The 18,410-nt window shown below is 61.4% G+C and carries 16 protein-coding genes; 10 read left to right on the forward strand and 6 right to left on the reverse strand.

Translation table 11 applies throughout. The annotated features are described in order from the left end of the window. Positions 1 to 26 precede the first annotated feature (26 nt). The 10 genes from AIOL_RS10885 (at position 27) to AIOL_RS10925 (ending at position 11,650) form a co-directional block, all read left to right on the forward strand. Complete coding sequence (locus tag AIOL_RS10885; RefSeq protein WP_049642998.1) at positions 27 to 995, forward strand: tripartite tricarboxylate transporter substrate binding protein; 969 nt, start codon at positions 27 to 29, stop codon at positions 993 to 995. Positions 996 to 1,055: 60 nt separating this feature from the next. Then, on the forward strand, positions 1,056 to 2,459 hold the full coding sequence (gene sauS / locus AIOL_RS10890; protein ID WP_049642999.1) for an acylating sulfoacetaldehyde dehydrogenase: 1,404 nt from the start codon (positions 1,056 to 1,058) through the stop codon (positions 2,457 to 2,459). Continuing rightward, positions 2,456 to 3,958, forward strand: a complete 1,503-nt coding sequence (locus AIOL_RS10895; protein WP_049643000.1) for an AMP-binding protein — start codon at positions 2,456 to 2,458, stop codon at positions 3,956 to 3,958. The genes sauS and AIOL_RS10895 overlap by 4 nt, the downstream gene beginning before the upstream one ends. A gap of 198 nt (positions 3,959 to 4,156) precedes the next feature. Continuing rightward, on the forward strand, positions 4,157 to 4,357 hold the full coding sequence (locus AIOL_RS25025; RefSeq protein ID WP_152912485.1) for a hypothetical protein: 201 nt from the start codon (positions 4,157 to 4,159) through the stop codon (positions 4,355 to 4,357). Next, positions 4,354 to 4,548 carry a hypothetical protein gene (locus AIOL_RS10900; RefSeq protein ID WP_049643001.1) on the forward strand — a complete coding sequence of 65 codons (195 nt, stop codon included), beginning with the start codon at positions 4,354 to 4,356 and terminating at the stop codon, positions 4,546 to 4,548. Before AIOL_RS25025 ends, AIOL_RS10900 begins: the two co-directional genes overlap by 4 nt. A gap of 342 nt (positions 4,549 to 4,890) precedes the next feature. Then, positions 4,891 to 5,043: a hypothetical protein gene (locus AIOL_RS25495; protein WP_160314465.1), complete on the forward strand. Its 153-nt coding sequence runs from the start codon at positions 4,891 to 4,893 to the stop codon at positions 5,041 to 5,043. A gap of 466 nt (positions 5,044 to 5,509) precedes the next feature. Next, complete coding sequence (locus tag AIOL_RS10905) at positions 5,510 to 7,069, forward strand: hypothetical protein (RefSeq protein WP_049643002.1); 1,560 nt, start codon at positions 5,510 to 5,512, stop codon at positions 7,067 to 7,069. 613 nt (positions 7,070 to 7,682) lie between these two features. Continuing rightward, on the forward strand, positions 7,683 to 8,363 hold the full coding sequence (locus AIOL_RS23950) for a M15 family metallopeptidase (protein ID WP_053101246.1): 681 nt from the start codon (positions 7,683 to 7,685) through the stop codon (positions 8,361 to 8,363). A gap of 215 nt (positions 8,364 to 8,578) precedes the next feature. Further along, positions 8,579 to 9,844, forward strand: a complete 1,266-nt coding sequence (locus AIOL_RS25030; protein WP_152912486.1) for a rolling circle replication-associated protein — start codon at positions 8,579 to 8,581, stop codon at positions 9,842 to 9,844. 417 nt (positions 9,845 to 10,261) lie between these two features. After that, positions 10,262 to 11,650 (forward strand): hypothetical protein, encoded by a 1,389-nt coding sequence (locus tag AIOL_RS10925; RefSeq protein ID WP_049643005.1) that lies wholly within the window; start codon positions 10,262 to 10,264, stop codon positions 11,648 to 11,650. 8 nt (positions 11,651 to 11,658) lie between these two features. Here AIOL_RS10925 and phoB read toward each other — a convergent pair whose 3' ends face one another. The 6 genes from phoB to AIOL_RS10955 all read right to left on the reverse strand — a co-directional run bounded on the left by phoB (position 11,659) and on the right by AIOL_RS10955 (position 18,167). Beyond that, positions 11,659 to 12,348 carry a phosphate regulon transcriptional regulator PhoB gene (gene phoB, locus AIOL_RS10930; protein ID WP_049643006.1) on the reverse strand — a complete coding sequence of 230 codons (690 nt, stop codon included), beginning with the start codon at positions 12,346 to 12,348 and terminating at the stop codon, positions 11,659 to 11,661. Next, entirely contained in the window at positions 12,348 to 13,064 is a 717-nt protein-coding gene (phoU, locus tag AIOL_RS10935) for a phosphate signaling complex protein PhoU (protein ID WP_049645393.1), read from the reverse strand. The genes phoB and phoU overlap by 1 nt, the downstream gene beginning before the upstream one ends. Positions 13,065 to 13,071: 7 nt before the next feature. Continuing rightward, complete coding sequence (gene pstB / locus AIOL_RS10940; protein ID WP_049643007.1) at positions 13,072 to 13,869, reverse strand: phosphate ABC transporter ATP-binding protein PstB; 798 nt, start codon at positions 13,867 to 13,869, stop codon at positions 13,072 to 13,074. A 14-nt stretch (positions 13,870 to 13,883) separates the two neighbouring features. Beyond that, positions 13,884 to 15,680 carry a phosphate ABC transporter permease PstA gene (pstA, locus tag AIOL_RS24425; protein WP_082152539.1) on the reverse strand — a complete coding sequence of 599 codons (1,797 nt, stop codon included), beginning with the start codon at positions 15,678 to 15,680 and terminating at the stop codon, positions 13,884 to 13,886. A gap of 9 nt (positions 15,681 to 15,689) precedes the next feature. Next, the gene (pstC, locus tag AIOL_RS10950; protein WP_049643008.1) at positions 15,690 to 17,066 is read right to left on the reverse strand and encodes a phosphate ABC transporter permease subunit PstC; all 1,377 of its coding nucleotides are present in this window, start codon (positions 17,064 to 17,066) and stop codon (positions 15,690 to 15,692) included. Positions 17,067 to 17,180: 114 nt separating this feature from the next. Beyond that, entirely contained in the window at positions 17,181 to 18,167 is a 987-nt protein-coding gene (locus AIOL_RS10955) for a substrate-binding domain-containing protein (RefSeq protein WP_049643009.1), read from the reverse strand. Positions 18,168 to 18,410: the final 243 nt, after the last annotated feature.

The raw sequence follows: 18,410 nt of genomic DNA on the forward strand, positions 1-18,410 counted from the left end.
AACCAATCCAAAGGGAGGAGAAACCCATGAAGAAATTACTTGCAGGGGCAGCCATTGCGCTCGCCGCCGTCACCGGCACGGCCCAGGCGGACGGCCACGCCAACTACCCCGAGCGCCCGGTCATGCTGATGGTCAGCTATGGCGCGGGCGGTGCGACGGACTTTCAGGCGCGCATCGTGACCATGACCGCGGGCAACGAGGACGCGCTTGGCATGCCGATCGCGATCATCAACAAGCCTGGTGCGGGAGGCCGGGTAGGCTGGAACTGGTTCGCCGGGCAGGCGGATGCGGACGGCTACACCATGGGCGCCTATAACGTGCCGCACTTTATCGCGCAGTCGATTGAGGGCGGCGTGAGCTATTCCACCGATAGCTTCGAGCCCATCGCCAATTGGGGCGCCGACCCGGCCGTGTTCGTTGTCGCCGCCGATAGCGCGTTTAACTCGATGTCCGATGTGGTCGGCTATGCCAAGGAGAACCCCGGCAAGCTGACCTTCTCGGGCGCGGGGCTGTTTGTGGGCCACCATATCGCGGCGCTGCAGCTGGAGAAGGCCGCGGGCGTCAAGCTGGCCTACATCCCCAACAATAAGGGCGGCGCCGGCGCCATGAAGGCCGTGATCGCGGGCGAGGTCCTGGGCGGCGTGAACAACCTCTCCGACGCGTTCCGCGCGCGTGAGGCCGGCAACGTGAAGATCCTGGGCGTGTTCGACCTAGAGCGCAACGACTTCCTGCCGGACGTCCCGACGCTGAAAGAGCAGGGCTATGACATCGACAACGCCTCGGTGAACTTCCGCGGCGTGATGGTGCCCAAGGGAACCCCGCAGGGCGTGATCGACAAGCTTGCGGCCACCGTGCCCGCGATGTTCGAAAACTCCCGCGTGGCCTCGCGCATGAAGGCTGGCGGCTCGCCGATGCATATCATGACGCGCGACGAAGTGCTCGAGATGTGGGCGGCGCGCGAGGAGACGCTCAAAGAGCTTCTTGCCGGCCTCTAAAGAAAACCTAAGAGGGGCGCGGGTTTCCTGTCTGCGCCCCTCATCAACCAAGGACTTGTCATGACCATCTCTGACCCGATTGCTGAATTGGACGTCATCATCGCCGCGTCCCGCGCCGCGCAGGCGCGCTATGAGGCGGGTGGCAGTCAGGCCAGATATGATCGTGCCGCCCAGGCCGCCGCCTGGGCCATCATGCAGCCAGAGCGCAACGCAGAGCTGGCAAAGCTGGCCGTCGAGACCACGGGCCTGGGCAACGTGCCCGACAAGATCATCAAGAACCACCGCAAGACCCTCGGCCTGATGCGCGACATCCAAAGCGCGGCCACCTATGGGGTGATCCGCGACGACGCCGAGAGTGGCATCACCGAGATCGCCCGCGCCATGGGGGTGATCGGGGCCATCGTGCCCTCGACCAACCCCGCCGCGACGCCCGCCAACAACATCATCAACGCGCTGAAATGCGGCAATTCTATCGTGGTGGCGCCCTCGCCAAAGGGCGTGGCCTGCTGCGAGCGCCTGATCGCCTTCATCCATGCGGAATTCGCCAAGATCGGCGAGGACCCGGACCTGGTGCAGATGGTGCCCGCGCCGGGCTCTAAGGAGAAAACCCAGCGCCTGATGGAGACCTGCGACAAGATCGTATGCACCGGCAGCCAGAACAACGTGCACCGGGCGCAGACCGCGGGCACGCCCGCCGTGGCCGTGGGCGCGGGCAATGTCACGGTGATCGTGGACGAGACCGCGAACCTGGCCGATGCTGCGGAAAAGATCCGCGCCTCCAAGACCTTTGACAATGCGACCTCGTGCAGCTCAGAGAATTCGGTGATCGTTGTGGACGCGGTTTATGACGCCTTCACCCAGGCGATGGCGGGGGCAGGGGGCGCGCTGGTGCAAGACGAGGCCGCAATCGTGCGGGCGCTCTGGCCCGATGGGCATCTCAACCGCACGGTGATCGCCCAGGACGCAGACAGGATGATCGCCGCGCTTGGCCTGGAGGGGCAGGTGCCCGAGGGGACGGAGTATATCGCCGTCCCGACAACCGGCATCGGGCCAGATCACCCGCTGAGCGGCGAGAAGCTGAGCCGCGTTCTGGCGCTCTACCGCGCCCCGGATTTCGACGCCGCCGTCGCCACCGCGCGCGACATCCAGCTGCACCAGGGCGCGGGGCATTCCGTTGGGCTGCATTCCGCGATGGATGCGCGGGCCTTAGCCTTGGCCACGCAGATACCGACCAGCCGGATCATCGTGAACCAGGCCCATACCTTTGCCACCGGCGGCTCTTTCACCAATGGCATGGCGTTCTCGCTGTCCATGGGTTGCGGCAGCTGGGGTGGCAACGCCATCGACGACAACCTGCATTGGCGGCATTTCATGCAGTCCACCAAGGTCGTCCGCGAGATCCCACCGCGCGAGCCCGCCGTCGAGGATGTCTTCGCCGATTATTGGCAAGAGGCCGGAAAATGAAGCTCGACCCGCGGCAGCCGCCGAAGGGCACGGTGCGCGATTGGCTGGCTGCGCGGGCGCAGGCGGGGGCAGGGGGTGGCGCTGCCATTGTATTCCCCGAGACCGGCGAGCAGCTTTCCTGGACGGACCTAGAGGCCCAGGCGCGCGGCTTTGCCTGCGGCCTCACCGCGCTGGGCGCCGCGAAGGGTGAAAGCGTCGCCATCGTGGCCCCAAACAGCCGCGAGGGGGTCATAGCGCTTTACGGTGCGCTGCTTGGCGGGTTCCGCGCGACGATGATCAACCTTGCCGCCGGGCGCGATGCGATTGCCTACGCGTTGGAGCATTCCGAGGCCCGGTTCGCCTTTGTGCACCGCCACGCGGCCGAGGTTTTCGACGCGGCCAACGCCGCTGGCATTCAACGGGTTGAGCTATCCCAGGCGGGCGACGCGGTATTGCACCAGATCGACGCCACGGATCACGCCTTGCTGATGTATACCTCCGGCACGACCGGGCGCCCAAAAGGCGTCGTGCATACCCATGCCAGTCTGTTGGCGGGGGGCTGGACCACCGCCATCGCGCATGAGCTGACGCCGCAGGATCGCGGGTTCTGCGTGCTGCCGATCTACCACATTAACGGGCTCTGCGTGACGGTCATGGGCAGCCTGGTGTCCGGCGGGTCGCTTGCGATGACGTCGCGCTTTTCGGCCTCTAAGTTCTGGCAGCAGGCCGACGACACCAAGGCGACGTGGTTCTCGGCCGTGCCAACGATCATCTCGCATCTGTTGCACGGGGACGCCGCGCCAAGCCGGGCCTGCTGCGCGCGGCTCAGATTTGGGCGTTCGGCCTCGTCAGCGCTGGCTGTCGAGACGCAAAGCGCGTTCGAGACCAGGTTCGGCGTGCCGATCATCGAGACCATGGGGCTGACAGAGACCGCCGCGCAGATCCTGTCCAACCCGTTGCCGCCAGGCGTCCGAAAGATCGGCTCACCGGGGATCGGTTTTGGCTGCCAGGTCGACATTCAAGACCAGGATGGCCAGAGCCTGCCAGAGGGCGTTCAGGGCGAGATCGTGGTCCGTGGCCCGAACGTGATGCTGGAATACCTCAAGAACCCGGAGGCCACGGGCGCAAGTTTCCGCGGCGACTGGCTGCGGACCGGCGACCTGGCGCGCAAGGATAGCGACGGCTACGTGTTTGTGACCGGGCGCCTGAAGGAGCTGATCATCAAGGGCGGCGAGAATATCGCGCCGCGCGAGGTCGACGAGGCGCTTTACGCGCATCCCGACGTCGTAGAGGCCGCGGCCTTTGCCCGGCAATGCGCGAAGTATGGCGAGACCATCGAGGCCGCGGTGCGCCTCAAGGACGGCTCTCGCATCGGCTCCGAGGATCTGATGGCGCTGTGCCGCGACAAGCTGGGCGCGTTTAAGTCGCCGGATGTCATCCACGTCCTAGATGAGTTGCCGAAAGGTCCGTCGGGCAAGATCCAGCGCCTGAGACTGACGGAATACGTGCCGACCCGATAGAGGCATGCCGTCGCCAGGGTGGCGCCCGCGGGTTTCTTTGTGCGTTTAGTGAAGGGCGCAGTCTAGGGCGTTTTAAATAAATGATAATTTCTTAGTTTTTCCTGGCGAGGGATCTGTCGGTTCAACAGGTTCCCATATGTCCATTATTTACATAATACTGATTATGCGAATTAGTTCGCCGAAAAGGAGAAACGACACATGAACCGTGTTTTAATGGAAAACCTGATCGGCCCCTTCGCGCGGCGTGTAGGAACGCTTGTCGGAGGGACCTTGGCTGCTAGCGGTTATCTCTACGGAGAAACTGCAAGCTTGTTGCCCGAAGCCGCGTTTATTGTTAGCGGCGTAGGAGTTGATCTCCTGTCCTCCTGGTTTAACCGCCGTCAAGGAATGCGGCCATGACTGGCAAGCGAGCGGTCAAGGTTACCCCGAAACAACGAGCGCAAGACGCGTTGATGGTCGTTCTGGCGGCCGAGGCAAAAACCCTCATTCACAGCTCGGGCGATGAAAAGGCCCTGCCGTACCTCGTCAAAGAGTTCGCCCGGGTGGAAAAGCTATTCGGCTATCAGCCGGGTAGCTGGGGGGTTGAGTGATGCCGTTAGCATCTATCTTGGGCGGTGTCGCTAGCCTTATCGGTGGCGCATCGGACAGGCGGCAGCGGCGGCGTGAGCTAGAGGCGCAAAGGCCTATAAACATTCGCCGCGAGGCGGAGCTTGCGGGTTTTAACCCGTTGCTCTTCGCTGGCCAGGGCCTTCAAGGCCTCGCCTATGCGCCTTCCTTCGGGGACAGCGTCGCCAGCGCTGGAGCGCTTCTGGGCGATGCGGTCGATAGCCGGAGGCGTAAAGTGAGGGAGAGCGCCCTTGAGGCGGAAAACAAACGCCTTGAAAAACTTGTCAGAAAGAATAGCTTAAAGGCGCCTTCAAGGAGTGTATTCGATGGCCGAACGTCGCCAGTCCCGAGAACACAAGACCCGCGAACCGTGGCGCCAGCGGATTCGCCTGGTCCTCGAGGTGTTTCTGATTTTCTCGCTCGGCCTTCTCTTGGGTCGGATGACGCTGGGTTTCCTCGCGTCGCTGATCGGTCAGTAAACGCGCCGCAGGAGTTTAACGATAACAGTGCGCCAAGGTTTACTGTCTTTGGGCAAGATTTCGTCGGGTCCGGTAACTTTTCCACTGGTGAAACGTTCGAAGACGCAACCGGCGAAGTCGGTGGAGCCTTACTCGGTCTAGCCGCGGGCGCAGATGCCGTTGCGTATACCCTGGCGGAAAAGGTACGCATGCACCGGGAGGAGCAAAATCGCCAGTGGGAGGAGTATCGAGCTGAGCACGATATCCCCGATGGGGTACCCAGGCCGCCGTTCTGGTACAAAGGCAAGGAGCTCCCTAAGGGCTGGGTGCAGTTGCACACCCCCGTTGAGGGGTGGTCCCTGCCCCGCACCCGTTTTCCTGGCATACACCGCTAAGTGCGGCTAGCAGCCGATGAACCCGCCCCTCCCCTACCAACGACCAACTTAACAGGCCGCAATTCTGCGGGCCTGAATACAGGAGAACTAACATGTACAACCGTAATCAGCAGCGCCGGAATACCCGGCGCGAGAGCGTCACGAAGGCGGGGCGCTTTCGGGGTGGCAAGCTCGCGCCCGTCATGTGCGTGCCGCTTCGCGAAAGTGAGGGCGGATACCTTCAACAGACTATGTTCTACGAGCTGGACCCCATCGCTGGTCGTTTGGTCTCCCCTATTACAGCCGAGTTGATCTCCGTCTTCGTTCCGGTGCAAGCAATCGACGCGTTGAAAGATCCCTCGGTCGACCTTCCGGGAAATACAGAGTTCTTGCGGCATAAGATGCTGCTCGGGCAAACCCCGTTCGCTTTGGAACCAGAAAACGATATCAGTAAGCGTCTCGGCGTCGAGCCGCGCCAGACTGGTTTGGGCCCGGTGGTGAACGAAGTGGCGCGGCTGGGATACAACTGCGCGGTCAATTATCTGCGGCGTCGGAAGTATCATAAGGCCGCTCAGTTGGGCGTCTTGTCTAATGAAGTCGTCCCTTCCCTTTATAGTCGCACCGTCCTCGAGCGTCTCAATGGCGTGCTTGATCCCGAAGATCGGGTGGACGGGGCGGTTGATCTTTCCGGAAAAATACCGATTACCGGCCTCGGTGTCGTTAAAGGCCCGGGCGGAGACGAGGCGAAGATTAAAGAGACCGGCGGCAGCCTGCCTGGAGTCACCTATGCCAAAAAGTGGGATAGTGACTTCTCCGAATTCCTTCTTCAAGAAGACCCCGATAATCCGGGCTTCCCAGGCCTGTTTGCAGATCTCGCAAGGGCCGCGCAAAGCCTCAGCTTGCGCGATTTCTATCGTGCCGAGGAAATGGACAAGTTAACGCGCGAAATGCGCGATCTGGTCGATAAATTCCCCGAATATGGCGGCGAACTCGTGGCAAGGTTTGCCGCAGGCTTTAACGTAGATGTCGGCGCGCAGCCGTTCGTGATCTATGAGAACGAGGTTACATTCGGACAGAACCTGCAGCGAGCGACGGATGGCCCCAACCTTGGCAAGCTGCAAAGCAGTCTTACTCAAACGATCGACTTTGCCGTGCCAATTCCCAAGACGGAGATGGGCGGCGTCATTATTACTATGGCGTCGGTTAAGCCCGATGAAGCGCTTGCACGTATGCCGCATCCTATCCTTACGCGCGGCTGGAAGGCGCGCAATCATGTGGCAGACGAGATCCAGATCGATCCGCAGCCGCTTTACGCTGCCGATGTAGACTCGTCTGTCGATAGTGCAAACCGTAAGGACGTAGTGTGTTATACCGGCATCAACGAGATTGAGCGTAACTATGTCAACTACGGCTTCAGTCGCAAAACCGATCTTACCACAGTGGCGGCAAAAACGGCCATTTGGCGGGTCGACGTGCCGATTTCTGTAACGCCGGAAACGGTCTCCTATCCTGCAGATATCCACCATTACCCGTTCGCGGATCGACTGGCCGAAGTGTGCCAGTATACCATTGCTTCGCAAGCTATCATCGAAACGCCCCGAGTTTTCGGCCCTCGTCCGGTCGAGGAGCTCGAACAGATCGAGACCGCCGACGTCTTTGGCGACGCGGTTTAGGCAAAACATCACACAAAGGAGAGAGCTAATGGAAAAGTCAGAGTTAAGCACAGCGCGAGCGGCTGTCCCTGCCGGCGGGGGTTCGGCGTTTGTCTATGGCGCCGAGGGCGAGGTGCTGGCCTCCGTAGGGTTGGAGCCGGGTGTCGTTGGCTTGGCCCATCTGGCAGACCTTGTGCCGGATGGTGGCACGGTCGGGGTTTCGGAAGGCGTCACAGTGATTGTGGCGGAAGGTCTACGCGCCGAAACGGCTCTAGACCCTCGGCCCTTTGCGACCGGCGCTAACCCGGATTTCCGCCCCACCGCCGCAACGGCGAATGAAATTCGCATGAGGCAATTGGTGGAGGGCGCCGCGCGAGCGTCGAGTGCGCTTGAGCGCCAAGCATCTGCGTTGAAGGCGCTGCAATCGGCTGCCAAACAACCGCCTGCCGAGCCGGATGAGCCCGCAGAGCAGCCCGCAGAGCAGCCCGCGGAGCCCCCCCAGGAGCCCCCGAAGGAGGCCCCCAAGGGGGCCCCCAGGGAGCCCGTTAAAGAGCCGCCCGAGGAGGGCGCGGCCTAAAGCCCATAATGGGCGGCACACGCCCGCCTTGCCCCAGAAAAAAACAGGAGAAAATCTATGGGATTTATTCGAGCGATTCGCGAGACACTACGTGGCGAGCCGGAAGAAACGCAGCTGACGCCGCAGGCGCTCTATGCCGCAGCGCTAGAGCAGCAATATCCGAAAGAGAAAATGCAGGAGGTGAAGCTGCAAACCCGCTTCACCTATACCGAGGGGCCTATGATCTTCCTCGGCCAGCAAATTGTTAAGGGAATGCAAGAGGCGGGCTATCCTTCCAGGGTCGTCTTTGGGCGGCGCACTGCTGAGCGCCAAGCGAAGCTCTACGCCAAGGGCCGCACGGCCCCGGGGCGCAAGGTCACGAGGGCGGGGCCTTGGGAGAGTGCGCATCAATTCGATGATGCTGTCGATATCTGCCACAAGTCCAAAGGCTGGGACGTCTCCAAGGACTATTGGGAAACACTCGCGTCGGTCGTGCGGATCGTCGGTGAGGTCTTCGACGTCCAGCTTGAACACGGCCACTATTGGCGCTTCAAAGATAGCGCCCACATTGAGCTTAATGACTGGAAGGCCAACCGGGCGCGTCTCGAACGTATCTGGGCGGAAGAGGAGGCCGACCGTATTCGGGCGGGCGATCCCCCAGGCATCGTTAAGCGCCACTTCAATCAATCCGAGCTATGGGAGCGCTTCTGCGAAGTCCTCCCAGATGTCGCCAAGCGGCATTCCCGGCGAGGTGGCTAACTAACCGTGGGTCAAGCGAAATAGGACCAACTGGACCGCATTTCGCTTGACGCACAAAACCTTCCTAAACTTGGAACGGCCTGCAAGCGCGTTTGCAGGTCTGCCATGTGGCTAACAGCCCCGCAGGGTCTCCATGAAATGGCCTGCGGAGCAGCGACGGCTTTTAACCTATTGGAACAATAGGGAAAAGTCGTCGCATCACTGCTTGATCCTGTATGCAATTAGTGACAGCGAGGAAAAAGAAAATGTGCTCCGACCCCATAACCCATAACGGTCATACCTTCGCCTGTCGTAACTGCGACCAATGTATTGGCGCCAGAAAAAACGATTGGGTTGCGCGGGCGATGGCCGAACGGGCCACGTCTCAGCACGCTTATGCGTTCAACCTTACCTACCGTGATAAACACGACGGCGAAAAGCCAGACGGCGCAAGAGCGTTCAAATATCGCGACATCCAGTTATGGCTAAAAAATCTCCGCTTCCTCTATGAGAGGGAATACGGTGTAACCGGTGAGATTTCGTACATAATTTGCGGCGAGCTTGGCGAAAATAAGGGCCGCGTCCATTGGCATACCATCGTGTTTGCCAAGCGGGCTTTCGCACACCTCGGTGAGTGGAGTGATTTCTATCACGTAACGCACGCAAAAAGGGGTCGGGAAAACGGACCAAGGATCACACCAATGGGGCGGCGTCACGCGTTTATGGACCATTGGTCCATCTGGCCGCACGGCCACATAGTAACGCACGCCCCAGACCAAGCGGGTATCTCCTACGTGCTTAAATATGCACTCAAAACCCAATTTGGTTCCGGTCGATCCAAGGGAAAGGCCCGCGCGGAACACGCGGAAGCGTATGCCCATGGCGTCTTTAGAATGTCTAAGAAGCCTCCAATAGGGCTTCGGTATCTGGAAGAAAAAGCGCAGCGGCTGAAAGATCTACGGGCGGTGCCGCCAAAGCTAGAGCTAACCATACCCGGGTATTCCGGGTTTTGGTGGCCCAAGGGAGCCATAAGGCGCCAATGGTGCCTTATGCTCCATGATGTCAATCAATACGTCCGTCAGGAAACGGGGCGCGATGCCCCTCAATGGTCAACCCTACTATCCACGCTGGAACAAATTGAAAATGTAACCGACTATGAGGACTTGATATATGGCCCGGAAGAAAGACAAGAAGCCCAAGCGTTCGACCTCCAGCAGTGGCGGACACATCTCGCCACCAGTCACGGGGAAAACAACAAGCGCGTCCAAGCCGCGCGAATCCGGGCCACCTGTGGTGGCCCGCGCCCCTGCGCCCGTTGTTTCAGAGGAAAAACCAAGGCGCAAAAAATTGCCGCCAGACTTAGCGAAGCGGTCCTTAAACAGAGGCATAAAGAAAGCGGCTCGCCCGCAGACTTTGACGCCTGGGCACGCCTTGCAAAGCAATGTAATCACCACTGTGAACTCAAGGACACCCCCCAGCATAAAGCCATCTTTGGCGCATGAGGATGAACCGAATTCGTTGACCCAGGCAGCGCGCGCCAAAAGGTGCAAAAAAAGACCCGATAGCCGGGAGGCTAGAAAGGGGACAGGGGGGTCCAGAGAATTTGTACCGTGGTGCAAAAAATCATAACAACTAGCGATAGAAGGGCTTGAAAACACCTGCGGTAGTCCGTAGGATACCGCTATCTACAAGATCTGGACGCCCTAGCTACAGCTAGAACGCGAGGTCGCGTTTAGGCGTTTAACATGTTACTGATTATACGAACGATAGATGCCCGAATGGAATCTGCACCCGGCGCCCTATCCGACGGCCCGCGCCCTCAGAATTGACCTTAAATTTCAAGAACACGCCGTGATTTGGCCCATAAGCACGTCCATTCTCCAAGGCGGGAATTTAACGCATGGACAGCAGGTTCAGCTATGCACCACCTCATCTTTCTCGTCCTTCGCATGCCGTTTTGGGTGTTCTTTTTGGCTGCTGGTGGCGTGGTCTACCTCGGTCATATGGCCGCCAAGGACGCGCAGCAGTTTGAAGCAGAGAAAGCCGTGGCCCTGCAGCAAGGTGCCCCTGCCCTCGTTGACCTGGCGGAGTTCTCGCAGGCTACCAATGTCGGGCCCGCGAATGAGATCAACATCAGCGGTTGGATAAACCTCGACTACTACTACCAGCTTATCACAGAAGGTCGTTTCACGGATACCGAACGCTATGTCTTCATGCTGTTCGGTGAGGGTGACACGTATGAGAGCCGCGAGGTGCGCGCCGCCATTTCTCTTCATGAGACGCAATTGGATAAGTTTGACGCGCTCTTTGCCGGGATGGTTTTGCGGGACGGACCGAACGGCCCAATCCTGAAGATCAGCGGCGAGATTGACACCAGCGTCGCCCTGAAAGGCCAATTCAACGAAGTTTTGTGGGAGGAAGGCCTGATCCAATCGCCGGAGTTTGTGTTCGTCGTGCCTTACTTCGAAGGTCGCGAGGTTGCTCTGCAGCCCAATCCCAAGGCAGCCTCCGAGACGCGACTGCTCTTCAACTTGATTTCGCTGGGGCTGGCGCTCTTTGGTGTTGGGCGGTTTGCCTTCTTCAAGATAATTGGTGGAAAACCAAGAGAAAACAAAGGTGTACAGGCGGAGGTTCACACGTATGGATCTGTTGCGGCGAGATCCCAAAGCACCGCGAATGCCCGAGTTCTGCAAGCCCCCAAGAACACCCAATTGGCCGAGTTGTATGAGAAATACGGGGTCCCCTCCGGTGCAGAGGCGGCAACAAATCAGGCGAGCCAGCCCATAGCGCAAGCGGACGAACCACTAAAACATGCCGCGGAGGGCGACCGTAAACCACTACCGGCAAGCTCGGCTAAGCCAAACAGGTTACTGCGGAGCGTGTATGCACTGGCCGGGGTTTTGGTTCTTGGCGTGCTCCTGATGCTTGGCTCCGCCAGCGAAACGATGAACGGCATAATGAGCGCGGTTTGGTCAACGGGCGGCCAGGGGGCTTCCGAGCCAGCGGTCGTGTTGCCAACGGATGGCAGCAATCTGGCCGCGGCCCCGATCAGCCCGGACACAGGCGCCCTGCCCGTCGTCCTTTCGGCCATCGACCTTCAGGATAAGAATGTACAGGTCAACATTGCTCTGCTGGGCGTGCTGGGCGTCTTCGGCTTGATCTTCCTCGTGATCAATCTGGCAGGCGGCGGCACCGGCAAGAAGAGGGTCAGGATGCCCAAACCGACAAAGCGCTGCATGTCCCGCGCCGAGGTAAAAACAAAGCTGGCAACCGATCCGTTTTCGCGCCTGCGGGCGGAGGCGCGCTAGCGCGCGCCCTACCCCAGCGCGTAGCCCGCGCCGCGCACCGTGCGCACCGGGTCCTCGCCGCCATGCTGGCACAGCGCCTTGCGCAGCCGCCCGATATGCACATCCACGGTTCTGGTGTCCACATAGATGTCGCGGCCCCAGACGCGGTCCAAGAGCTGCTCGCGCGACCAGACGCGGCCGGGCTTCTCCATGAAGGTCGTCAGCAGACGGAACTCGGTCGGCCCCAGCTTTAGCGGCTTTTCGGACCGCGATACCTTATGGGTCTCGCTGTCGAGGATGATGTCATCGAATTCCAGCCGCTGCCCGACGGTCGCGGGCCGTGTCCGGCGCAGTTGCGCGCGCACGCGTGCCATCAGCTCGACCACAGAGAACGGTTTCACAACGTAATCATCCGCGCCGGTCTCGAGCCCCCTCACCCGGTCGACCTCTTCGGAACGCGCCGACAGCATGATGATCGGCACGGTGCGGGTCTCGCGGCGGGATTTCAGGCGGCGGCAGATCTCGATCCCGGACACGCCGGGCAGCATCCAGTCCAGCAGGATGATGTCGGGCGCCTCCTCGTCGACCAGGATGAGCGCCTCGTCACCGTTCTCGGCGCGGGCGACGTCAAAGCCCTCGGCCTCTAGGTTATAGGCCAGAACTTCGCGCTGCGCGGGTTCGTCTTCGACCAACAGGACTTTGGGTTGCGCCACGGACATTACGCATCGCCCTCCGGAAGATCATAGGACGTCTTATCGGACTTGTTGCGCGGATCATCGGGCAGCTCGCCGGTGACAAGGTAGATCACCTGTTCGGCGATCGAGGTCACGTGGTCGCCCATGCGCTCCATGTTCTTAGCGATGAAATGCAGGTGCATGCAGGCGGTGATGTTGCGCGGGTCCTCCATCATATGGGTCAGGAACTCACGAAACAGCGTGTTGTACATCTGGTCGATATCGCTGTCGCGCTCGCGCACCTCAGAGGCCAGCCCGTCATCGCGGGCGATATAGGCGTCTAGCGCGTCCTTCAGCATCAGGTCCACGTCGCGCGCCATGCGGCGGATCGCATGCGAGGCGCCGTCCACATTGGGCATCTGCACCAGCACCGAGGTGCGCTTGGCCATGTTCTTGGCGTAGTCGCCGCAGCGCTCCAGATTGGCCGAGATCTTCATCACGGTCAGCACCGTGCGCAGGTCCCCCGCCACGGGCGCGCGCAGCGCGATGACCCGCGCGGCCTCCTGGTTGACCTCTTCCTCAAGCGCGTCGATGGCCTTGTCGGCGCGGCGCACCTTCTGGGCCAGCTCCTCGTCGCGATTGATCAGCGCGTCCGTGGCGTCGCGGATCGAATCCTCGACCAGCCCGCCCATCTTCATGATGAGCGCCTGCAGCGTTTCGAGATCGCGGTCGAAGGCTGAGGAGATATGTTTCTCTTGCATCATGGGCTTAGCCAATACGTCCTGAGATGTAGCTTTCGGTCCGGGGATCGATCGGGTTGGTGAAGATGTCGCTGGTGTCGCCGAACTCTACCATATTCCCCAGGTGGAAATAGGCGGTCTTTTGGCTGACCCGCGCGGCCTGCTGCATCGAGTGCGTCACGATGATCACCGAGTAGCTCTGGCGCAGCTCGTGGATCAGGTTCTCGATCTGGTCCGTGGCGATGGGGTCAAGCGCCGAGCACGGCTCGTCCATCAGCAGCACCTCGGGCTGGGTGGCGATGGCGCGCGCGATGCATAGGCGCTGCTGCTGCCCGCCGGAAAGCCCCGTGCCAGGCGATTGCAGCCGGTCCTTGACCTCGTCCCAGATCGCCCCGCGGCGCAGGGATTTCTCGACGATCTCATCCAGGTCGGCCTTGCTCTTGGCCAGCCCGTGGATGCGCGGCCCGTAGGCGACGTTGTCGTAGATGGATTTCGGGAACGGGTTCGGTTTTTGGAACACCATGCCCACCTTGGCGCGCAGCTGCACCGGATCGACGCGGCGGTCATAGATGTCCTCGCCGTCCAGAAGGATCTGGCCCTCGATCCGCGCGACATCAATTGTGTCGTTCATCCTATTGAGGCAGCGCAGAAAAGTCGACTTCCCGCAACCCGACGGCCCGATGAAGGCGGTGACGGTCTTGTCGCCGATGTCAACATCCACGTCCTTGATCGCGTGGTTGTCAGCATAGAAGACTTGCACGCCCTTTGCGGAGATTTTCGTTTCGGTCACGCCAGCGTCCCTCTCAGCTTTCTCGTTGTCGAACATCGCTCCGGATCTCCTTACCAGCGCCGCTCAAAGCGACGTCGTAACACAATTGCGATCGCATTCATAATCACCAGGAAGACCAGCAGCACGCAGATCGCCGCCCCGGTCTTGGCCTCGAAGGCCCGTTCCGGGAAGTCCGACCAGCGGAAGACCTGCACCGGCAGCACCGAGGCGCTGTCCGTGATGCTGGTGGGCACCTCGACGATAAAGGCGACCATGCCGATCATGATCAGCGGCGCGGTCTCGCCCAGGGCCTGCGCCATGCCGATGATCGTGCCGGTCAGGATGCCGGGCATGGCCAGCGGCAGCACATGGTGGAAGCTGGCCTGCATTTTCGAGGCTCCGACCCCAAGGGCGGCGTCCCGGATCGATGGCGGCACCGCCTTGATCGCCGCGCGGCCCGCGATAATGATCGTCGGCAGCGTCATCAGAGCCAGCACGATCCCGCCCGCCAGCGGCGCCGAGCGCGGCACCCCGAAGACTCCCAGGAAGACCGACAAGCCCAGCAAGCCGAACACAATGGACGGCACCGCGGCCAGGTTGTTGATGTTGATCTCGATGAGGTCGGTGAACTTGTTCTTGGGCGCGAATTCCTCAAGGTAGATCGCCGCCGCGACGCCAATCGGGAAGGCTAGGCTAAACGTCACCAGCATGGTGAACAGGCTGCCCACCGTGGCGCCCCAGATGCCCGCAAGCTCTGGCTCGCGGCTGTCACCCGAAGAGAAGAAGCGCCAATTAAACACGCTGTCGATGGCGCCGGCGGCCTTGAGGTCCTCGATCACCACGATCTGGGTGTCGGTGACCTTGCGCGCGGCCTCCGGAAGATCAGTCTTGAGCAGGGTCCATGCGTCGGTGTTCTCCAGATCGCCGGACAGAGCGCTCATCACCGTGCCCTCGGCCACTGTGGCGTCAATCTTGGTCAGCTTGATCCAGCCGCCGCCCGCGCGAATGAAGATCGAGCGGTTGTCGTCCGACAGATCCTCGGCCCCCTCGGTGCCCCCTGCCCGCGCCTCAAGCGCCTCGGCTTCGGCCAAGAGCTTGTCGCGCTGCGTGGTGGCGGTTTTGAACTGCGCCTCGGTGGCGGCACGGGTCTCTTCGTCGACGGCATTCTCCATGCGGCGCTGGAACACCGAGACGGCGTTGTTCTGGCGCGCGGCGTGGCGGCGCAACCGCTTGGCGTCCTCGATCAGGTTCAGCTTTACCTGGGCCAGCACGTCAGCGAAGTCATTGGAGGAGGAAGAGATCGTGGCGGTCTTGCCCTTCTCGTCGAGGAACACCGACAGAAGCCCGCGCACCTCTTGCTCGCGCAGCTTGCCGAAATTGCCCTTCAGATAGAGGTCGGTGACGTCGGAGGCCAGGAAGCGGTAGCTGATGGTCTCGCCGATCAGGTCGGTGTTGTTCGACACATGGTCGGCCAGCTCAAAGGCCGAGCCCGAGGACACCACGTCATAGAGCTGGCGCTTGGCCTTGCGCGCGGTCACGTCTGGGAAGGCCTCGCGCAGCGTGGCCTTGGTCAGCCCGCCGAAATCGGCGCGCAGCACCTTCTTGGGGTCCTTCGTGCCGTCCGGGTCGACATCGTCGGCGTTCAGCGTGACGTCGAGCGTCACATAGGCCTCGGTCAGCGCTCCAGAGGCCTGGTACACCACCGAACCGATCAGCGAGAACAGCGCGATGGCCGCCAGCGTGATCGCGGTGATCCCATAGGCCTTCAGCCGGGTCTCGGCCGCCCTGCGGCGCCGCAGCCCGGACGCCCGCGAGGCGCCGCCGATGAGATTGCCGTAATGGCCGGAAGAGGAAGTTGCGTCGGTCATACCCGGCCCCTAGTCGTAGAGTTCGCGGTAGCGGCGCACCAGGCGCTGCGCGGCGAAGTTCATCAGAAGGGTCACGCAGAACAGCGTGAAGCCCAGTGTAAAGGCGGGGCCCGCAGCGGTCTCGGCCTCGGTGTCGCCGGTGATCAGCATCACGATCTGCACGGTCACCGTGGTCACGGCCTCAAACGGGTTGGCGGTCAGGTTCGCCCCCTGCCCCGCGGCCATCACCACGATCATGGTCTCGCCCACGGCACGGCTGAACCCCAAAAGCGCCGCCGACACGATGCCCGGCAGGGCCGCGGGCAGCACCACCTGGCGCATGGTCTCGGCCTTGGTCGCCCCCAGGCCATAGGCCCCGTCACGCAGGGATTGCGGCACCGAGTTGATCACGTCATCGGACAGCGAGGAGATGAACGGGATGATCATAATCCCCATCACGATCCCCGCCACCAGCGCCGATTCCGACGCCACGGTCAGCCCTATTGCCTCGCCCGAGCCGCGCAGGAACGGCGCCACGGTGATCGCGGCAAAGAAGCCGTAGACGACGGTCGGGATCCCCGCGAGGATCTCCAGCATCGGCTTGACCACCGAGCGCACCCGCCGCGACGCGAAATCTGATAGGAAGATCGCCGCAAAAAGCCCCACCGGCACCGCCACCAGCATCGCGATCATCGTGATCATCAGCGTGCCCGCGAAGAGCGGTATCGCGCCGACCTTATCGGCGTCCAGCTTGCCCTCATGCACGCCCGACAGCGGCGACCAGGTGGTGCCAAACAGGAACTTCTGCAGCTGCCAGTCGATCTTGTTGAAGAAATTCAGCGTCTCGAAGATCAGCGACATCACGATGCCGACCGTGGTCAGGATCGCGATGGTGGCCATGCCCGCAAGGATGAACCGGATGATCGTCTCAGAGCGATTGCGGGCGCGGCGGTCGGGCGAGATCGCCCCCAACGTCATGAACGCGGCCAGCACGGCTCCGCCGACGACCATGATTACCCGCACCCAATTCCAGAGCCCGGCGCTGCTGCTGTATTTAGCGGCGATCTCCAGGCGCAGATCATCGGTCTTCGAGGCGATCTCGCCCGAGGCCAGCGCCTTGGCGTCCGACAGCACCAGCTGATGCGCGATCCGTGGGTCATCCGGCAGCGCGGCGGCGATCTGGCCCATCAGGGCGCGGTCGATAAAGAAGTTCGGGACAATGGTCAGCAGGATGACAGCGCCGATGCCCGCCATCAGAACCCAAAGCCCGCTATAGAGCCCATGGAAGGACGGGCGCGAGTGCAGCGCGCTGACCTCTCCACCGACCACAGAGACGGCCCGCTGACGCGCCAGCACAAAGGAAGCGACCGCAGCCAGAAGAACGAAGGCAAACAAAACGGTAGTCATTGGAGTTTCCTGGACGGTGGCAACAGCATCGCGCCACGCGCGCGCGAAGGGTCACAAAGGTGCCGAGGGGCGCCGAGTTGGGCGCCCCTCGATATATGTCTTAGGCCGGGTGGATTAGTTCCACTCGTTGCCGGTCATTTTCACCAGGCCAGCCACGTTGCCCTGGATGGTGCCGAACATGTCGGCGGGCAGCGGGATCAGGCCTTTGTCAACCAGGTAGCCCTCTTCGCCAGCGGCGGCGTCCGAGAGGAACTCGTTTGCGTATTCCTGGATGCCGGGAACAACGCCTACGTGGGCCTGCTTGATGTAGAAGAACAGCGAACGCGAGACCGGGTAGTCGCCAGCGGCGATGTTCTCGAAGGTCGGCTCGATGCCGTCAACGGTGGCGCCTTTGATGGCGTCGGAGTTCTGGTTCAGGAAGGAGAAGCCGAAGACGCCCAGGGCGTTCGGGTTGGCTTCCAGCTTGGACACGATCAGGTTGTCGTTCTCGCCGGCGTCAACGTAGATGCCGTCTTCGCGCACGGACACGCCTTCGCAGTCCACCAGGTCGGTGTCCTCGCAGCCCTCTTCCATGACCAGCTCTTCGAACGCGTCACGGGTGCCGGAGGACGGCGGAGGTCCAAGAACCTCGATCTTGATGGCGGGCAGCGAGGGGTCGACCTCGTCCCAGGTCATCGGCTTGGGGCCGTTCTCGGCCAGGGCGATAACGATCTGCGCGCGGGTCAGTTCGAAATCCGCACCTTCCATGGCGTTGGCAACGACGATGCCGTCATAGCCCACAACGGCCTCGGTGATGTCGCTGACGCCGTTTTCCTGGCACAGCTTGAACTCTTTCGCCTTCATGCGGCGCGAGGCGTTGGTGATGTCGGGATGCTCGGTGCCAACACCGGCACAGAAGAGCTTGAGCCCGCCGCCGGAACCGGTCGATTCAACAACGGGGGTCTGGAAGTCGGTTGTTTTACCGAACTGCTCGGCCACAGCGGTCGAGAAGGGGAATACGGTCGACGAGCCAACGATACGGATCTGGTCGCGAGCCGAGGCCGCGGTGGCAGCAATTGCGCTGATCGCCAGTGCAGAGGCGGTCAATTTAACGAAGGACATGGAAAACTCCTGGTTGGTTGTCCGACGCAGAGCCCCCTCTGCGTCCGTGCTGCCGTTCCTAGGAATGGCGCGTTTTACTTTTGTGACGGTTGCGTAACGGTTTTGTGACAACCGACCGGGCGCGCAACAAAAGCCGCTATGGTCAAACGAGGGATATTTCCTTTCTTTCAACGCCTTGCGGGTCACGGGCCCCTAAACTCGCCCGAGTCGGGCCGATTAACTAAATCGCCCCAACGCCCAGCA

The organism is Candidatus Rhodobacter oscarellae (assembly GCF_001078595.1).
GTDB lineage: Bacteria > Pseudomonadota > Alphaproteobacteria > Rhodobacterales > Rhodobacteraceae > Rhodobacter_B > Rhodobacter_B oscarellae.

Excerpts from the sequence above, each read along its gene's own strand:
- AIOL_RS10885 (WP_049642998.1), top strand. The coding sequence starts at position 27 with ATGAAGAAATTACTTGCAGGGGCAGCCATTGCGCTCGCCGCCGTCACC.
- sauS (WP_049642999.1), top strand. The coding sequence starts at position 1,056 with ATGACCATCTCTGACCCGATTGCTGAATTGGACGTCATCATCGCCGCG.
- AIOL_RS10895 (WP_049643000.1), top strand. The coding sequence starts at position 2,456 with ATGAAGCTCGACCCGCGGCAGCCGCCGAAGGGCACGGTGCGCGATTGG.
- AIOL_RS25025 (WP_152912485.1), top strand. The coding sequence starts at position 4,157 with ATGAACCGTGTTTTAATGGAAAACCTGATCGGCCCCTTCGCGCGGCGT.
- AIOL_RS10900 (WP_049643001.1), top strand. The coding sequence starts at position 4,354 with ATGACTGGCAAGCGAGCGGTCAAGGTTACCCCGAAACAACGAGCGCAA.
- AIOL_RS25495 (WP_160314465.1), top strand. The coding sequence starts at position 4,891 with ATGGCCGAACGTCGCCAGTCCCGAGAACACAAGACCCGCGAACCGTGG.
- AIOL_RS10905 (WP_049643002.1), top strand. The coding sequence starts at position 5,510 with ATGTACAACCGTAATCAGCAGCGCCGGAATACCCGGCGCGAGAGCGTC.
- AIOL_RS23950 (WP_053101246.1), top strand. The coding sequence starts at position 7,683 with ATGGGATTTATTCGAGCGATTCGCGAGACACTACGTGGCGAGCCGGAA.
- AIOL_RS25030 (WP_152912486.1), top strand. The coding sequence starts at position 8,579 with ATGCAATTAGTGACAGCGAGGAAAAAGAAAATGTGCTCCGACCCCATA.
- AIOL_RS10925 (WP_049643005.1), top strand. The coding sequence starts at position 10,262 with ATGCACCACCTCATCTTTCTCGTCCTTCGCATGCCGTTTTGGGTGTTC.
- phoB (WP_049643006.1), bottom strand. The coding sequence starts at position 12,348 with ATGTCCGTGGCGCAACCCAAAGTCCTGTTGGTCGAAGACGAACCCGCG.
- phoU (WP_049645393.1), bottom strand. The coding sequence starts at position 13,064 with ATGCAAGAGAAACATATCTCCTCAGCCTTCGACCGCGATCTCGAAACG.
- pstB (WP_049643007.1), bottom strand. The coding sequence starts at position 13,869 with ATGTTCGACAACGAGAAAGCTGAGAGGGACGCTGGCGTGACCGAAACG.
- pstA (WP_082152539.1), bottom strand. The coding sequence starts at position 15,680 with ATGACCGACGCAACTTCCTCTTCCGGCCATTACGGCAATCTCATCGGC.
- pstC (WP_049643008.1), bottom strand. The coding sequence starts at position 17,066 with ATGACTACCGTTTTGTTTGCCTTCGTTCTTCTGGCTGCGGTCGCTTCC.
- AIOL_RS10955 (WP_049643009.1), bottom strand. The coding sequence starts at position 18,167 with ATGTCCTTCGTTAAATTGACCGCCTCTGCACTGGCGATCAGCGCAATT.